This is a genomic window from Vannielia litorea (assembly GCF_900142295.1).
Lineage (GTDB): Bacteria > Pseudomonadota > Alphaproteobacteria > Rhodobacterales > Rhodobacteraceae > Vannielia > Vannielia litorea.
Genome location: NZ_FSRL01000001.1, coordinates 2,030,808 through 2,044,981, shown reverse-complemented (window position 1 = coordinate 2,044,981; position 14,174 = coordinate 2,030,808). Strand labels below are relative to the sequence as shown.

At 65.4% G+C, this 14,174-nt stretch carries 13 protein-coding genes; 6 read left to right on the top strand and 7 right to left on the bottom strand.

What is annotated here, in order from left to right; translation table 11 throughout:
* Positions 1-129 precede the first annotated feature (129 nt).
* Positions 130-1,083, bottom strand: coding sequence for an SDR family oxidoreductase (locus tag BUR94_RS10120; RefSeq protein ID WP_074256127.1), 954 nt, complete (start codon positions 1,081-1,083; stop codon positions 130-132).
* A 165-nt stretch (positions 1,084-1,248) separates the two neighbouring features.
* On the opposite strand from BUR94_RS10120, the gene BUR94_RS10115 reads away from it, so the two are divergent.
* Both BUR94_RS10115 and BUR94_RS10110 read left to right on the top strand, forming a co-directional pair.
* Complete coding sequence (locus BUR94_RS10115; protein WP_074256126.1) at positions 1,249-2,139, top strand: AraC family transcriptional regulator; 891 nt, start codon at positions 1,249-1,251, stop codon at positions 2,137-2,139.
* Between the two features lie 24 nt (positions 2,140-2,163).
* A complete protein-coding gene (locus tag BUR94_RS10110; RefSeq protein WP_074256125.1) occupies positions 2,164-2,682 on the top strand; it encodes a hypothetical protein in 519 nt (172 codons plus the stop codon).
* Here BUR94_RS10110 and BUR94_RS10105 read toward each other — a convergent pair.
* From BUR94_RS10105 to BUR94_RS10080, 6 genes are all read right to left on the bottom strand, one after another.
* Complete coding sequence (locus BUR94_RS10105; RefSeq protein ID WP_074256124.1) at positions 2,679-3,962, bottom strand: TRAP transporter large permease; 1,284 nt, start codon at positions 3,960-3,962, stop codon at positions 2,679-2,681. The two genes, BUR94_RS10110 and BUR94_RS10105, sit on opposite strands and share 4 nt — an antisense overlap.
* A gap of 12 nt (positions 3,963-3,974) precedes the next feature.
* Positions 3,975-4,508 carry a TRAP transporter small permease gene (locus tag BUR94_RS10100; RefSeq protein ID WP_074256123.1) on the bottom strand — a complete coding sequence of 178 codons (534 nt, stop codon included), beginning with the start codon at positions 4,506-4,508 and terminating at the stop codon, positions 3,975-3,977.
* Positions 4,509-4,572: 64 nt separating this feature from the next.
* A complete protein-coding gene (locus tag BUR94_RS10095) occupies positions 4,573-5,556 on the bottom strand; it encodes a TRAP transporter substrate-binding protein (protein ID WP_074256122.1) in 984 nt (327 codons plus the stop codon).
* Between the two features lie 271 nt (positions 5,557-5,827).
* On the bottom strand, positions 5,828-7,147 hold the full coding sequence (locus tag BUR94_RS10090) for an MATE family efflux transporter (RefSeq protein WP_074256121.1): 1,320 nt from the start codon (positions 7,145-7,147) through the stop codon (positions 5,828-5,830).
* Positions 7,148-7,308: 161 nt separating this feature from the next.
* Positions 7,309-8,001, bottom strand: a complete 693-nt coding sequence (locus BUR94_RS10085; protein ID WP_074256120.1) for a GntR family transcriptional regulator — start codon at positions 7,999-8,001, stop codon at positions 7,309-7,311.
* A 94-nt stretch (positions 8,002-8,095) separates the two neighbouring features.
* The gene (locus BUR94_RS10080; RefSeq protein WP_074256119.1) at positions 8,096-9,346 is read right to left on the bottom strand and encodes an enolase C-terminal domain-like protein; all 1,251 of its coding nucleotides are present in this window, start codon (positions 9,344-9,346) and stop codon (positions 8,096-8,098) included.
* Between the two features lie 184 nt (positions 9,347-9,530).
* On the opposite strand from BUR94_RS10080, the gene BUR94_RS10075 reads away from it, so the two are divergent.
* The 4 genes from BUR94_RS10075 to BUR94_RS10060 are packed head-to-tail and all read left to right on the top strand — an operon-like array spanning position 9,531 to position 14,122.
* Positions 9,531-10,634: an ABC transporter ATP-binding protein gene (locus BUR94_RS10075; RefSeq protein WP_074256118.1), complete on the top strand. Its 1,104-nt coding sequence runs from the start codon at positions 9,531-9,533 to the stop codon at positions 10,632-10,634.
* A complete protein-coding gene (locus BUR94_RS10070) occupies positions 10,631-11,635 on the top strand; it encodes an ABC transporter permease (RefSeq protein WP_084192981.1) in 1,005 nt (334 codons plus the stop codon). Before BUR94_RS10075 ends, BUR94_RS10070 begins: the two co-directional genes overlap by 4 nt.
* 13 nt (positions 11,636-11,648) lie before the next feature.
* Positions 11,649-12,530 carry a carbohydrate ABC transporter permease gene (locus BUR94_RS10065; RefSeq protein ID WP_074256117.1) on the top strand — a complete coding sequence of 294 codons (882 nt, stop codon included), beginning with the start codon at positions 11,649-11,651 and terminating at the stop codon, positions 12,528-12,530.
* On the top strand, positions 12,527-14,122 hold the full coding sequence (locus tag BUR94_RS10060) for an extracellular solute-binding protein (RefSeq protein ID WP_245794422.1): 1,596 nt from the start codon (positions 12,527-12,529) through the stop codon (positions 14,120-14,122). Before BUR94_RS10065 ends, BUR94_RS10060 begins: the two co-directional genes overlap by 4 nt.
* Positions 14,123-14,174 lie beyond the last annotated feature (52 nt).

Genomic DNA, 14,174 nt, shown 5'->3' with positions numbered 1-14,174 from the left:
GGCTTTCTCCTTTGCGAGACATGCGGGGACCGATCGCGAAAGCGCGTGTCCGGCGCCGATCGCGGAGATCCTTCACAGATGTATGGGGCCCATAAGATCAGCCCTCGCGGGGCTGGGGCCTTCAGGGCCTCACAGGGTCCACTGGAACCCGACGGCCTTCTCGGACGCGTCCCAGAGACGGCTCATCACCGCCTTGTCGTAGGCGTGGGCGTTCAGGGTGCCCTTGCCGACCGGGCCCACGAATTCACGGGTGCCCGTGGGGCCGTACAGGGCGCGCTGTTCGGTCAGGGCCTCTTCCGTGGCGCACATGACCTCGGGGTAGGAGCCTTGTTCGGCGGTCTGCACCATCGGCGTCTTGGTCATCAGCCACCAGACGAAGCGCATCGTGCGGCTGCCGCTGGTGGAGATCAGCGAGGTCGCCGACGAGCCGGGATGGCAGACATAGACCTCGACATCGCTGCGGCCGGCGGCGGCCAGCCGGTCCTGAAGTTCATAGGCGAACATCATCTGCGCCAGCTTGCTTTGGCTATAGGCGGTGTTCGGGCCGTAGTCCTTGTTCCAGTTCATGTCGTCGAACTTGATGGTTTTCAGACCCATGTTGTAGCCAAGACTGGCCACCACGACGATCCGGCCCCTGCTTTCCGCGATCCGGTCGAACAGCAGGCCGTTCAGCAGGAAATGGCCGTAATGGTTGGTGCCAAGCTGGCTTTCGAACCCGTCCGCGGTCAGCTTGCGGGTGGGCACCTGGGCGATGGCGGCATTGTTGATCAGGGCGTCGATGCGGGGCACGGTCTTCAGCACCTCGGCCGCGGCGTCGCGCACGCTGTCCAGAACCGCCAGGTCCATGCGGATGAAGCTGACGTCGGCCGTCGCGCCGAACTCCGTCTTCAACTCGGCGATCGCCGCGCGCGATTTCTCGGCCGAGCGGTTCAGCATCACCACCCTGGCGTTCTTCTTCAGAAGCGTGCGCGCGGCCTGAAAGCCCGCGCCGGCGTTGGCCCCGGTGATGAGATAGGTCTTGCCTTCGAGGTTGCCGAGGCGCGCGGGCGTCCAGCCCTTGGGTCCGAATGTCGTGTCTGCCATCTGAGTTCTCCTGCCAGCCTATGCTGGCGGCCTGGGTGGGGTTGGGTTGTCTGGGGAAGCAGATAAATCTCGCGGATCGCATGAAACAGGCGAGATCGTCTCGAATACATGCCTGATCGTCTCATCCCGGTTGCAGAGCCCCGGTTTCCTTGCCAGTTTGCCCCCATGAGCAAGGATCAGATCAAACGCATCATCGAGCGCCGCCTTCCCGCGGCCGGCCTCGTCGAGACCGCACTGAAGGGCGTGCAGCTCTTCCGGGTGACCGAACCCGTGCCATGTGTGCCCGCCGTCTACGCGCCCACGGTCGTGGCCATCCTCGGCGGCGCCAAGGAGGCCATCCTCGACGGGGAACACCACGTCTATGACGCCAGCCGATACCTGCTCTGCCCGATGACCCTGCCGGTCGAGGCCGGCGCGCCGCAGGCCTCGGAGGAAGATCCGCTTCTGGGCGTGATGATCGCGCTGGAGCCGCGGGTCATGCGCGACCTGGCCATCGAGATGGAAGCCGCAACCGGCACCGCCCGCAGGTCCGAAGGCCCGGCCCCGCCGGCGCTCGCCCTGGCCGGTTGGGACCCGGGCTTCACCCAGGCGCTGCTGCGGCTACTGGACCTGCTCGACAGCCCGGTGGACACGGCCGTGCTGGGACCGGGGCGCCTGCGCGAGTTGTATTATGCCGTGCTGAAGGGCGAGGCCGGGATTGCCGCAAGGCGGGCCTTCGGTTTCGGCAACGAGATCGCGCGGACCATCGACTACCTGTCCACCCACCTGAACCAGCCGGTCACCATCGACGACATGGCCAACCATGTCGGCATGAGCCGCGCCGTCTTTCACCGCCGGTTCAAGGAGGCGACGACGATGTCGCCGATCCAGTTCGTCAAGTCGATGCGGCTGAACAACGCCGCCATGAAGATCGCCGAGGGCAAGACCGTCTCCGAGGCCGCCTGGGACGTGGGCTATGCGAGCCCGTCGCAGTTCAGCCGGGAGTTCAAGCGCATGTACGGCCAGTCGCCGCGGGATTGGAGCCATTCGGTCCAGACCCCGGCGCGGCTGATGTAAGCCAGGCCAGGGAGCCCCACCCGGATGGACATTCTCAGGGCATCGGCCGGTTGGGCCAGGGCGGAGCTGCTGTCGAACGGAGTCTTCGTGCTGTTCGGCATCCTGTTCCTGATGGCGAGCCTCGGCCTGTGGCACATCGGCAAGACCGAAACGGCCAGGGCCTTCGTGATCCCGGCCCTCGTCGCGGGTGTGCTGCTGCTGATCCTTGGCGGCGGCTTGCTCCTTGGCACATGGAAGAGCCTCGCGGGCTTCGACGCGGCCCATACGCGCGACGCACCGGCCTTCGTTGCCTCCGAGATCGCGCGGGTCGACAGGACCATGGCGCAATATGCCGTGGCTGCCTTCAAGGGGATGCCGCTCCTCATCCTGGCCTGCGCCGCGCTCATCGTCATCCTGCAGGGGCCTGTCTGGCGCGCCAGCCTGATCACGGCCATCGCCCTGCTCGTGGTGGTCATGGCCGTCGACAGCACCGCCCACGCCCGGCTGGCGGCCTTCAAGGAGAGGCTGCTCGCGGCGAAGGTCACGCCCCGGGCGCCGGGCTAGATGTCGATCCAGCCGGGCAGGGTCAGCGAGATGGCCGGCACGAAGGAGACCAGCATCAGCGCCACGAGGATGGCCAGGTAGAAGGGCCAGATCGTCCGCACGGCCTTCTCCATCGGCAGCTTCCCGACCGAGCAGCCCACGAAGAGGCAGGCACCCACCGGCGGGGTGCAGAGCCCGAGCCCGAGATTCATCATCAGGATGATCCCGAATTGCAGCGGGTCCAGCCCGATGCTGTAGGCCACCGGCAGGAAGATCGGCGTGCAGATCAGGATCAGCGCCGCCATGTCCATGATCATGCCGAGCACCAGCAGCACCACGTTGATCAGGATCAGGATCAGGATCGGGTTCTCGGTGATGGTGGTCAGCAGCCACACCGTCTTGTCGGGCACCCGGTAGAAGGTGAGCATGTAGGCGAAGGCCCCGGCGCAGGCGATCAGGATCATCACCATCGCGGTGGTCCGCACCGAGCTCTTGACTGCGGTGATGAAGCTCTCCCAGGTCAGGCTGCGGTAGACCAGCAGGGTGACGACAAAGGCGTAGATCGCGCCGAAGGCCCCGGATTCGGTGACGGTGAAGATGCCCGAGAGCACGCCGCCGACGATGATGACCGCGGTGAAGAGGCCGGGCAGGGCGGCGATGAAGCTGAGGAAGAGCGAGGTGAAACCGGGGAAGATCTCGGCCTGGTAGCCCCGGCGCACCGCCACGACATAGGCCGCGACCGCAAGGCAGACGCACATCAGCATGCCCGGCACCACGCCCGCCATGAACAGCTTGGAAATCGAGATGCCGCCTCCCGCCGCGATGGCGTAGATGATCATGTTGTGGCTGGGCGGAATGACGATGCCCGCGATCGAGGAGGTCACGGTCACGTTCACCGCGTAATCGGCGTCATAGCCCTTTTCCTTCATCACCGGGATCAGGATCGAGCCGAGCGCAGAGATGTCGGCCACCGCCGAGCCGGAGATGCCGCCGAAGAGCATCGAGGAGAAGACGTTGACGACCCCGAGCCCGCCGCGCACCGCGCCCACCGCGGCGGAGGCAAACTTGACCAGCCGCATGGCGATCCCGCCATGAAACATCAACTCGCCCGCGAAGATGAAGAAGGGGATCGCCATGAGCGAGAACACGTTGATCCCGGCGATGATGCGCTGGTAGCCGATCATCAACGGCAGCCCTTCGAACCAGAAGGCCGCGATGGCGGCGATGCCGAGGGCGAAGGCGACCGGCGCACCGATGGCCACGCAGAGCGCGAACATCCCCAGCAGAACGAAAATTCCCATGTCGGCGGGTTCCTATTGGATGAGGTCTTTGCGCCAGTCATGCCCCAGCGCGAAGCGGAGCAGATGGCCGAAGGTGAACAGCACGATGAGGGCGCCGCCGATGGTGAGGGGGAGCGAGCGCAGCCCCTCCGGCACCTGGATCAGCGGGATCATCGAGTCCCATTTGAAGAGCGTGAGCTTGGCCCCGTAAAAGGCCATCAGCGCGCCGAAGCCCAGCAGCAGGAGGTCGGCCAGCACCACCAGCCCGTTGCGGATCCTGAGCGGCACCGAGGTGCGCAGGGCCATGACGGAGAGGTGGGAGTTCTCGTGCACGCCCACCGCGCTGCCGAGGAAGGCGATCACCATGATCAGGAGCAGCGCCACCTGCTCGACCCAGGTCGGCGTGGCGTTGAGCACGTAGCGCCCGAAGACGAGCCAGCCGAAGATGACCGTGAGCACCACCAGCGACAGGCCGGTAACGAGCCGGCAGAGGCTGGCGATCAGGTCGAGGCCACGGTCGAACCGTCCCAGCCAGGCAGGGGCGTCGTGGGGAAGCGGCGGAATCATGAGAAGCCCTCTGAAGGAAAGCGCCCGCCCCGTGGGTGGGGCGGGCGCGGGGTGTCGGATCAGATCACTCGGTCGCCTGGATCAGCTCGACCAGCGGGCGCAGGTCGGGGTTGGCGCTGAGGTAGGCCTCGTAGACCGGCGCCATCGCCTCCTGGAAGGGGGCCTTGTCGGCGATCTCGTTGATCGTCACGCCGGCGGCCTCCACCTTCTCGCGGCTGGCGGCCTCGCGCTCGCTCCAAAGCTCACGCTGGAGAACGGCCGATTCCTGCGCGGCTTCGGTCAGCGCGGCCTTCTGCTCGTCGGTCAGGCCATTGAAGACATCGGCGTTGACGCAGACGCACTCGGGAATGATCAGGTGCTGGCTCAGCGAGTAGTAGCCCGCAACCTCGAAGTGCCCGGTCGACTCGTAGGAGGGCCAGTTGTTCTCGGCCCCGTCCACCACGCCGGTCTTCAGCGCCTGGTAGACCTCGCCAAAGGCCATCGGAGAGGGGTTGCCGCCCAGCTCCGAGATCATGCCCGAGTAGAGATCGTTGTTCATCACCCGCACCTTCATGCCCTGCAGGTCGGCCGGCGTGTTGATCGGCTTGTCGGTGTTGTAGAACGAGCGCGCGCCGGCATCGTACCAGGCCAGCGGCACGAGGCCCTTGGCGCTCATGCCTTCGGCGATCTTCTGGCCGGCTTCGCCGTCGAGCACGCGGAACATGTGATCCACATCCTTGAAGATGAAGGGCAGCGAAACCACGTTGGCCTCGGGCGCAATCGGGCCGATCGGGCCGAGGTTGAAGTTGCCGATCTCCAGGCCGCCGATGCGCACCTGCTCGATGGCGTCGGGCTGGTCGCCCAGGGTGCCGCCGTGGAACATCTGCAGGGTGATCTCGCCGCCGGTCTTTTCGGCCACCAGCTCGGCGAACTTGTCCATCGCCACCGTGTTCGGATAGCCCTCGACGTGAATGTTCCAGCCGCGCCACTCGGCCGCGGAAGCTGCGCCGGAGAGCAGCGTGATGGCCGTGGCAGCGCCGGCGAGCGCGGTATTGATTATCTTGTTCATTAATATTCCTCCCAGTCGTGGTGATATGTGCCACTGATTTCCTCCGCCGACGGCGGCGTGAGGCATGGCGGTTTACCGTGTTAACGTGATGTTCGTGCAGCCTATTCTACCGCAACACGCTCCTCCCGCGGCAATCAGGAACTAATATATCAGACGAGTCAATGGGCTTGTTTGACCCATCGTAAACCAGTTCGGACCTCGCTGACGATTGATCCTGCGACCCTACCTAATACTAGTATCCCAGAGCTTGTCAATCGAAAGTCGCAGGCCGTCAGTCCTCTATCCGCCCGGTCTTCCAGTGCCCGCGTCGCATGCGTGCGTGAAAGGGGGTGAACTTGATGAGTTCTTCCGCCAGCACCAGCGCAAACACCACGGTCACGGAGGCGTCGAGCCAGAGCACGGCGGCGGCGGTGGCGGGCACGCGGAACAGCCATTGCGACCAGACGAAGACGTGCATCACGTAGAGGGTCTCGCCGCCCGCGCGCAGGGTGTTGCCGCAGATCGCGTTGGAGCCCTTGGGGAAGGGCAGCAGGATCAGGATCGGCAGAAAGCTCAGCAAGGTGGCGCGGGTGTCGGGGTGCAGCTCGGGGTAGATCCACGGGCTGGCGAGGCAGATGCCCGCGTAGATCAGCGCGACGAGACCGGAGGCCAGGAAAGAGCTGCGCCAGACGACCGAGAGGAAGGCGTCGAGCACCTCGCCCGGCGTGCTGCGGCCCAGCATCTGCCCCACGTAGATCCCCGCGGCCTGCGCCCAGCACATGCCGAAGGTACCCACCACCTGCACCCAGGGCATGATGATGGTCATGGCGGCGAAGTCGTTCACCGGAAGCCGGGCATAGAGCAGCCCGCAGACGCTCATGGCGATGGTCGCGCTGCCGAAGGTGGCGGCGATGGGCAGCGAGAAGGTGAAGTGGCGGCGCAGGGTGGCGGCAAAGGAGCCGTTGCGCCATCCACCGACCCGCAGCAGGGCACGGTCGCGGGCCAGCAGCAGCCCGGCCAAAAAGCCCACCTGGAGCACCGAGGCCACCGCGCTTCCGACCGCGGCGCCGGTGACGCCGAGGGCAGGGGCCCCGAACAGGCCGTGGATCAGCACCACGCTGACCGTCACGTTGACCGGCACCGCAACGATGTAGCTGAGCGCCGGCAGCCGGGTCTCGCCGCAGCCGTTGAAGTGGCCGGTCAGGCAATGGCCCACCGCCTCGGCCACGATCACCACGGCGAAGATGCTCAGGTAGCTGCGCGCGCCGGCGGCGATCTCGGCGTCATGGGCCAGCCCGTCGATCAGCGGCCCGGCGAAGGCAGCGAGCAGGCAGAGGCCGGCGAGCACCACCGCGATGTTGATCGTGAGGCCGGAGAGCAGGGCGGATTTCAGAAACACCCGGTCGGCCGAGCCGAAGGCCTGGGCAATCCGGATCTGGGTGGCGTTGGAGAAGGCCACGATCAGCCCGATCAGCAGCCCCGCGATCGAGGCCGAAAGCCCCAGCACGGCCACGGCGCCTTCGCCCAGCGAGGAGACCAGCCAGCCGTCGATCACCACGATGCCGTGCAGCATCACGGCCTTCAGGGTCAGCGGCCATGCCAGGTGAAACACCGACCACGTCGTTGGCCGGGCAGGGGCCAGAGGGCTTGATATCATCCGATCTTAGCTTTCACGCGGAGCGCCCGCCGGTCCGGGCCCGGCGCGGCGCAGGTCCGTGGCGGCGGGGCGCTCTTCCTGATGGTCTGGGGGGCGGGCCGGGGCGGCGGCCCGGATCAGTCGTCTTCGGGCTCGAAGTAGCCGGCGTTGGTGTTGCGAATGTAGTCGATCGTGCTGTCGAGCCGCGACAGGTGCTCCATGCCGATGGCCACCGCGCGCTCGGCGTCGTTGGCCTTGATCGCTTCGGCCACGCCGCGATGGTCCTCGATCAGTTGCGGCATCCGCGCTTCCTTTTCGAGTGCCAGAACGCAGAGCCGGTCGCACTTGGCCTTCTCGAAGAGGATCACCTCGAAGGCGAACTCGGCCCGCGCCACCTTGCAGAGCGTTTCGTGAAACTCGTAGTCGAGCCTGCCGAAGGCGGCGTAGTCCTGCTTGGCGATGGCGGCCTCCTGCTGCTCGATGCTGGCATCCAGAAGCAGGCCGTCGGCGGGCGAGCAGTTGCGGGCGGCGCGGCGCAGCACCTCGGCCTCCACCGCCGCACGCACGAAACGCGACTTCATGATCTCGCGGGATGAAAAGCGCTTCACCTCCGTCGCCCGCTGGGGGCGGATCAGGAGCAGGTTCAGGTTGTCGAGGCGGCTGAAGGCGTCGCGCACGGGCTGGCGGGACACGCCGAACTGTGCCGCGATGTCGGCCTCCGAAATCTTGTCGCCGGGCTTCAGCCGCAGCGAGAGGATCTCTTCGTGCAGGTAGTCGAAGATATCGTCCACAGCCGTGCGACGTTCGCTGAGGGTGGTCACCTGGGGCATCGTGATCTTCTCCTGTTCGTTGGCTGACTAGCCAGTTCTGCGTCTGATTTCCAGCATTGCGTGCGGGCGGGCGGTTCCGGCGCGGGTGCCGGGCTCACCATCTCGGGACCTTTCGCACGAAGTCCGGCCGATACTTGAGCATCTCGTCGGTGTCGTTGCGGTCGGCAACCATGGCTTGGTTGTAGAGCGCGTGCAGCTCCGCCAGGGCCTCGCGGTCCAGCTCCACGCCCAGGCCCGGACCCTCGGGCACCTGCACCGCCCCGTCCCTAAACACCGGACGGCCACCCTTGACGATCTCCTTGGTCGTCCAGGGGTAATGCGTGTCGCAGGCGTAGGTCAGGTTGGGGGTGGCGGCGGCCACATGGCACATGGCGGCAAGCGAGATGCCCAGGTGCGAGTTGGAGTGCATCGACACGCCCATGCCCGCCGCGCGGCAGATCTCGCCCAGGTGGATCGCGCCGGTCGCCCCGCGCCAGTAGTGGTGGTCCGAGAGGATGATCTGCACCGCGTCCTTTCTGGCCGCCTCGATCACCTGCTCGAACTCCACCACCACGAGGTTGGTGGCCAGCGGCATGTCGATCTGCGCCGAGAGCTCGGCCATCCCCTCCATGCCCTTGCAGGGGTCTTCGAGGTATTCGAGCACACCTTCGAGCCGGCGCACCACCTTCAGCGCGGTCGGCACCGTCCAGGCGCCCATCGGGTCGATCCGCAAGCCGTGGCCGGGAAAGGCTTCGCGCAGCTTCAGCATGGTCTCGATCTCGAGCTCGGGCTCCAGCACGCCGCCCTTCAGCTTCCAGGACTGAAAGCCGTATTCGGCATGAAAGGTCCTCGCCTGCTCGACCAGCACATCGGGGGTCATCACCTCGCCCATGATGTCGGGGCCGAAGCTCAGATCCTGCTTGGCGAACTTGTAGAAGAGGTAGCCGCCAAAGGGGATGGTCTTGCGCACCGCGCCGCCCAGCAGGTCGTGCAGGGGCCGCCCAACCTCCTTGCCGCGCAGGTCGAGGCAGGGGATCTCGTAGGCCGAGTAGACCACGTCGACCAGCTTGTGATCGGTGAGCGCCGTGGGCGCGTTGATGCCGCCGCCGTCGGGCAGGGCCGTTTCGATGCGGCGGCGCAGGTCGTGCAGGTCGTAGGGGTCGAGCCCCTCCAGCGCGGCCGCCACCTTCTGCAGCCCCTCCAGCGTGCGCCTGGCGCCGTAGGTCTCGCCCAGCCCGACAAGGCCGGTGTCGGTTTCCAGCTCGATCACCGAGCGCAGGAAAACCGACTGGTGCACACCCTTGAGATTGGCCAGCGGCACATCGGGGATGGCGATGGGCGTGACGGTGACTTTGATAATTCTCATTTTTCCTCCCGGTCCGGGACGGTGCCGATCTCGGGGCCCGCAGACTCGAATTGTGACTAGTATTCCAGATTTATGACTAGTATACCAGAGCGAAGTTCTGACGAATCGCAGCGCTTCGATCCCGGCGGGAGGCTAGGCGGAGCAAGGCATCAAACCCGCCGCGGCGGGAGACGGGGGAGGGGACATGTCGGGAGTTCGGCTTGACCGTATCGTAAAGTCTTACGGCGCTGTGCAGGTGGTGCATGGCATCGACCTCGAGGTGCGGGAAAAGGAGTTCGTCGTGCTCGTCGGCCCCTCGGGCTGCGGCAAGTCCACCACCCTGCGGATGATCGCCGGGCTGGAAGAGATCAGCGACGGCGACCTCACCATCGACGGCCGCCACGTGAACCGGGTCGCCCCGAAAGACCGTGACGTGGCCATGGTGTTCCAGAACTACGCGCTCTACCCGCATCTGAACGTGGCCGACAACATCGCCTTCGGGCTGCGCATCCGCAAGGAAAAGAAGGAGGCGATCGCCGCCTCGGTGGAGGAGGTCGGCGAGATCCTCGGCCTCACCCCCTATCTCGAGCGTCGCCCGGCCGATCTGTCCGGCGGGCAGCGCCAGCGCGTCGCCATGGGCCGGGCCATCGTGCGCCGCCCCAAGGTGTTTCTCTTCGACGAGCCGCTCTCCAACCTCGACGCCAAGCTGCGCACCCAGATGCGGGCCGAGATCAAGCGGCTGCACAAACGCCTCGGCGCAACGTCCATCTACGTGACCCACGACCAGGTCGAGGCGATGACGCTGGCCGACCGGATCGTGGTCATGCACGACGGCCGGATCGAGCAGATCGGCACGCCGATGGAGCTGTTCCTGAACCCGGCCAACACCTTCGTGGCGGGCTTTCTCGGCTCGCCGCCGATGAACATGGTCACCGCCACCGTGGTGGCCGGCGACAGCGGCCCGGTGGCCGAGTTCGGCGGCCAGCAGGTGCAGCTCCAGCCGCTGCCGTCGTTGCAGAATGCCGTCGGAACCCAGGTGGTGCTCGGGATTCGCCCCGAGTTCGTGAAAGTGGCAGAGGCCGGAGCGCCGGGCGCCGTCAGCATCGAGGTGGACCTCGTCGAGACGCTCGGCTCCGAGGCGCTGGTGCACGCCAGCCTGCAGGGCGCGCCCTTCGTGATCCGCACCGACACGGTGGGCCAGATGGCCATGCTCGACGGCATCGGCGGCTTCACCATCGCACCGCACCTGGTGCGCGTCTTCGACGCCGAGACCGGCGTGGCACTGCCCGGCCAGGTGCTGGAGCAATGAGCAACGATCCCAACTTCTCCACCGCCGCGGGCCCCTCCACGGAGGAGATGGTCTTCGACGCGACCGAGGCGCAGCGGTATCGCAAGCCCAGCCGCATGGTTCGGGTGGGCGACCACCTCAAGCGCGAGTGGCAGCTCTACCTGATGCTGATTCCCACGATCGTCTGGCTGCTCGTCTTCCTCTACAAGCCGATGTACGGGCTGCAGATCGCCTTCAAGGATTACTCGATCTTCCGCGGCGTGGCGAACAGCCCCTGGATCGGCTTCGAGCACTTCCAGACCCTCTTCGACAACGACCAGTTCCTGCGCGCCCTGCGCAACACGGTCATCATCAGCTTCTACGGCCTGATCTTCGGCTTCCCCATGCCGATCATCCTGGCGCTGATGTTCAACGAGATCCTCAAGCAGTGGTTCAAGAAGACGGCGCAAACCATTGTCTACCTGCCGCATTTCATCTCTTCGGTGATCATCGCCGGTATCGTGATCACCGCCTTCAGCCCGAGCGCCGGCATCGTCAACACCATGCTGGGCTGGTTCGGGATAGATCCGATCTACTTCCTGACCAAGCCCGAGTGGTTCCGCCCGATCTTCGTGGGCACCGGGATCTGGCAGGAGGCCGGCTTCCAGTCGATCGTCTACCTCGCCGCCATCGCGGGCGTGTCGCCCACGCTCTACGAGAGCGCCGTGGTCGATGGCGCGAGCCGCTGGCAGATGATGTGGAAGATCACGATCCCGTCGATCATGCCCACCATCATCATCATGCTCATCATCCGCATCGGCAACATGCTCGAGGTGAGCTTCGAGATGATCATCCTGCTCTACCAGCCGGCCACCTACGAGACCGCCGACGTGGTGAACACCTTCATCTACCGTCAGGGCATCCAGGGCGGGCAATACGACCTGGCCGCCGCTGCCGGCCTCTTCAACGCCGTGGTCGCCTTCATCCTGGTGATGACCGCCAACACGATCTCCAAGCGCTACTCGCGCACGTCGCTCTGGTGAGGAGGCTGGACCCATGACGAACATGAATCTCTATTCCCGCGGCGACAAGCTCTTCGTGATCGTCAACATGGTGCTGATCGCCCTGTTCACGATCTCCACGCTCTACCCGTTCATCTACATCGCCTCGCTCTCGCTCTCCACGGGCTTCGAGGCTCGGGCGGGCAACGTGGTGCTGACGCCGGTGGGCTTTACCCTGGAGGCCTACAAGCGCGTGCTCTCCGAGCCGCTGTTCTGGTCGAGCTACAGCAACACCTTCATCTACACGATCGGCGGCACGCTGATGAGCCTCGCGTTCATCATCCCCGGCGCCTACGCCCTGTCGCGCCCGCAGCTCTACGGACGGCGGTTCTGGAACCTGATGGTGGCCTTCACCATGTGGTTCAACGCGGGCCTGATCCCGTTCTTCCTCAACATGCGCGACCTCGGCCTGCTCGACAGCTACTTCGGCATCATCATCGGCTTCGCGGTGAACGGCTTCAACATCATCCTGCTGCGCAACTTCTTCGAGGGCATCCCGCAGTCCTTCGAGGAGGCCGCGCGGATGGACGGGGCCAACGAATTCCAGGTGCTCTGGAAGGTCTTCGTGCCGCTGGCCAAGCCCGCCATCGCCACCGTCGCGCTGTTCTGCATCGTCTCGCGCTGGAACGGCTTCTTCTGGGCGATGGTACTGCTGCAGGACGAAAGCAAGATCCCGCTCCAGGTCTACCTGCGCAAGGTCATCGTCGAACTTTCCGACGACGAGGAATTCGCCAACACGCTGCTCACCTCGGCCTATTCCTTCGAGACCGTGAGCGCCGCCATCATCGTCTGCTCGATCATCCCGATCCTGCTCATCTATCCCTTCCTCCAGAAGTACTTCAGCAAGGGCATCCTGCTGGGCGGAGTGAAGGAATGACCGCCATTCGCAACAGGGAGGACACCATGCGAAATCTCAAACTCACCGTTGCCGTGCTCGGCACCACGGCCCTGACGGCCCCGGCACTCGCCGAAGGCCACCTGCCGATCGTCGAGGAGCCGCTGGAGCTGACGATCCACATGCACTGGCCCCGCGCGCAGGGCTACGGCGTGGGCGGCGACGCCAGCAAGATCTACCCGGTCGAGGAAGTCGCCCGCGAGATGACCGGGATTCACCTGATCGACAAGACCTCGGGCAAGAACGTCACCGACCAGGCCGAGGCGATGAACCTGCTCCTGGCCCAGGGCAACCTGCCCGACATCGTCGGCGGCCACCTGATCCAGCAGCCGGTCAACCAGTATGGCCCCGAGGGCGCCTTCGTGCCGCTCAACGAGCTGGTCGAGGAGCACGCCCCGAACATCGCGAAGTTCTGGGAAGAGCACCCGGGCCTGAAGGAGGCGATCTCCTCCTATGACGGCAACTACTACTACATCCCCTATCTGCCCGACGGAAAGTTCGGCCGCGCCTGGTACATCCGCCAGGACTGGCTCGACAAGCTGGGGCTCGAGCAGCCGCAGAACGTCGATGAGCTCTACGAGGTGTTCAAGGCCTTCCGCGACGGCGACCCCAACGGCAACGGCAAGAAGGACGAGATCCCCTATTTCGCCCGCCAGTGGGAAGAGGTGAACCGCCTTCTGACGCTCTGGGATGCGCGGTCGTCGGGCTCCGACACCTACCACGACTTTTACGTCAACGACGAAGGCTCGGTGGTGCACCCCTACGCCCAGGAAGCCTACCGCGACGGCATCGCCAACATCGCCAAGTGGTATGCCGAAGGTCTGATCGACCCCGAGATCTTCACCCGCGGCTCCTCGTCGCGCGACTACCTGCTGAGCGAAAACCTCGGCGGCTCGACGCACGACTGGTTCGCTTCCACCTCGGGCTACAACGACGCGCTCAAGGACAAGGTCGAAGGCTTCAACTTCATCCCGTTCCTGCCGCCCGCATCGGCTGGTGGCGTGCGGATGGAAGAGCATCGCCGCATCCCGATCAAGCCCGACGGCTGGGCGATCAGCTACTCCAACGAGCATCCGGTGGAGACGATCAAGTACTTCGACTTCTTCTTCACCCCCGAAGGCAGCAACCTCGCCAACTTCGGGGTCGAGGGCAAGACCTGGGACATGGTGGACGGCGAGCCGATCTACAAGCCCGAGGTGCTCAACTCCGACAGCCCGGTGAACAGCCAGATGTATCTCGAAGGCGCCCAGATCTATCGGGGCTACCCGCAGGACTACCGCTACGAGTGGCAGTGGACCTCGCAGGCCGCCCGCGAGGGCATCGAGCTCTACGACGCCAACGACCTGCTGATCGACCAGTTCCTCGGCGTGGCGATGAACAAGGAGGAGCAGGCGGTCTACGACAAGTACTGGCCCTCCCTGCGCACCTACATGCTCGAGCGGAACCAGGCCTGGATCCTCGGCTCCGGTGACGTGAACGCCGACTGGGATGCCTATGTCGAGACCCTCGACAAGATGGGCTACCAGGAAGTCATCGAAGTGCTGAACTCCGCCTACGCACGCCAGTACGGCTGACCCTCCCCTCAGCCCGGCGGGTGCGGCGCCCAAGGCGTCGCGCCCGCCACCC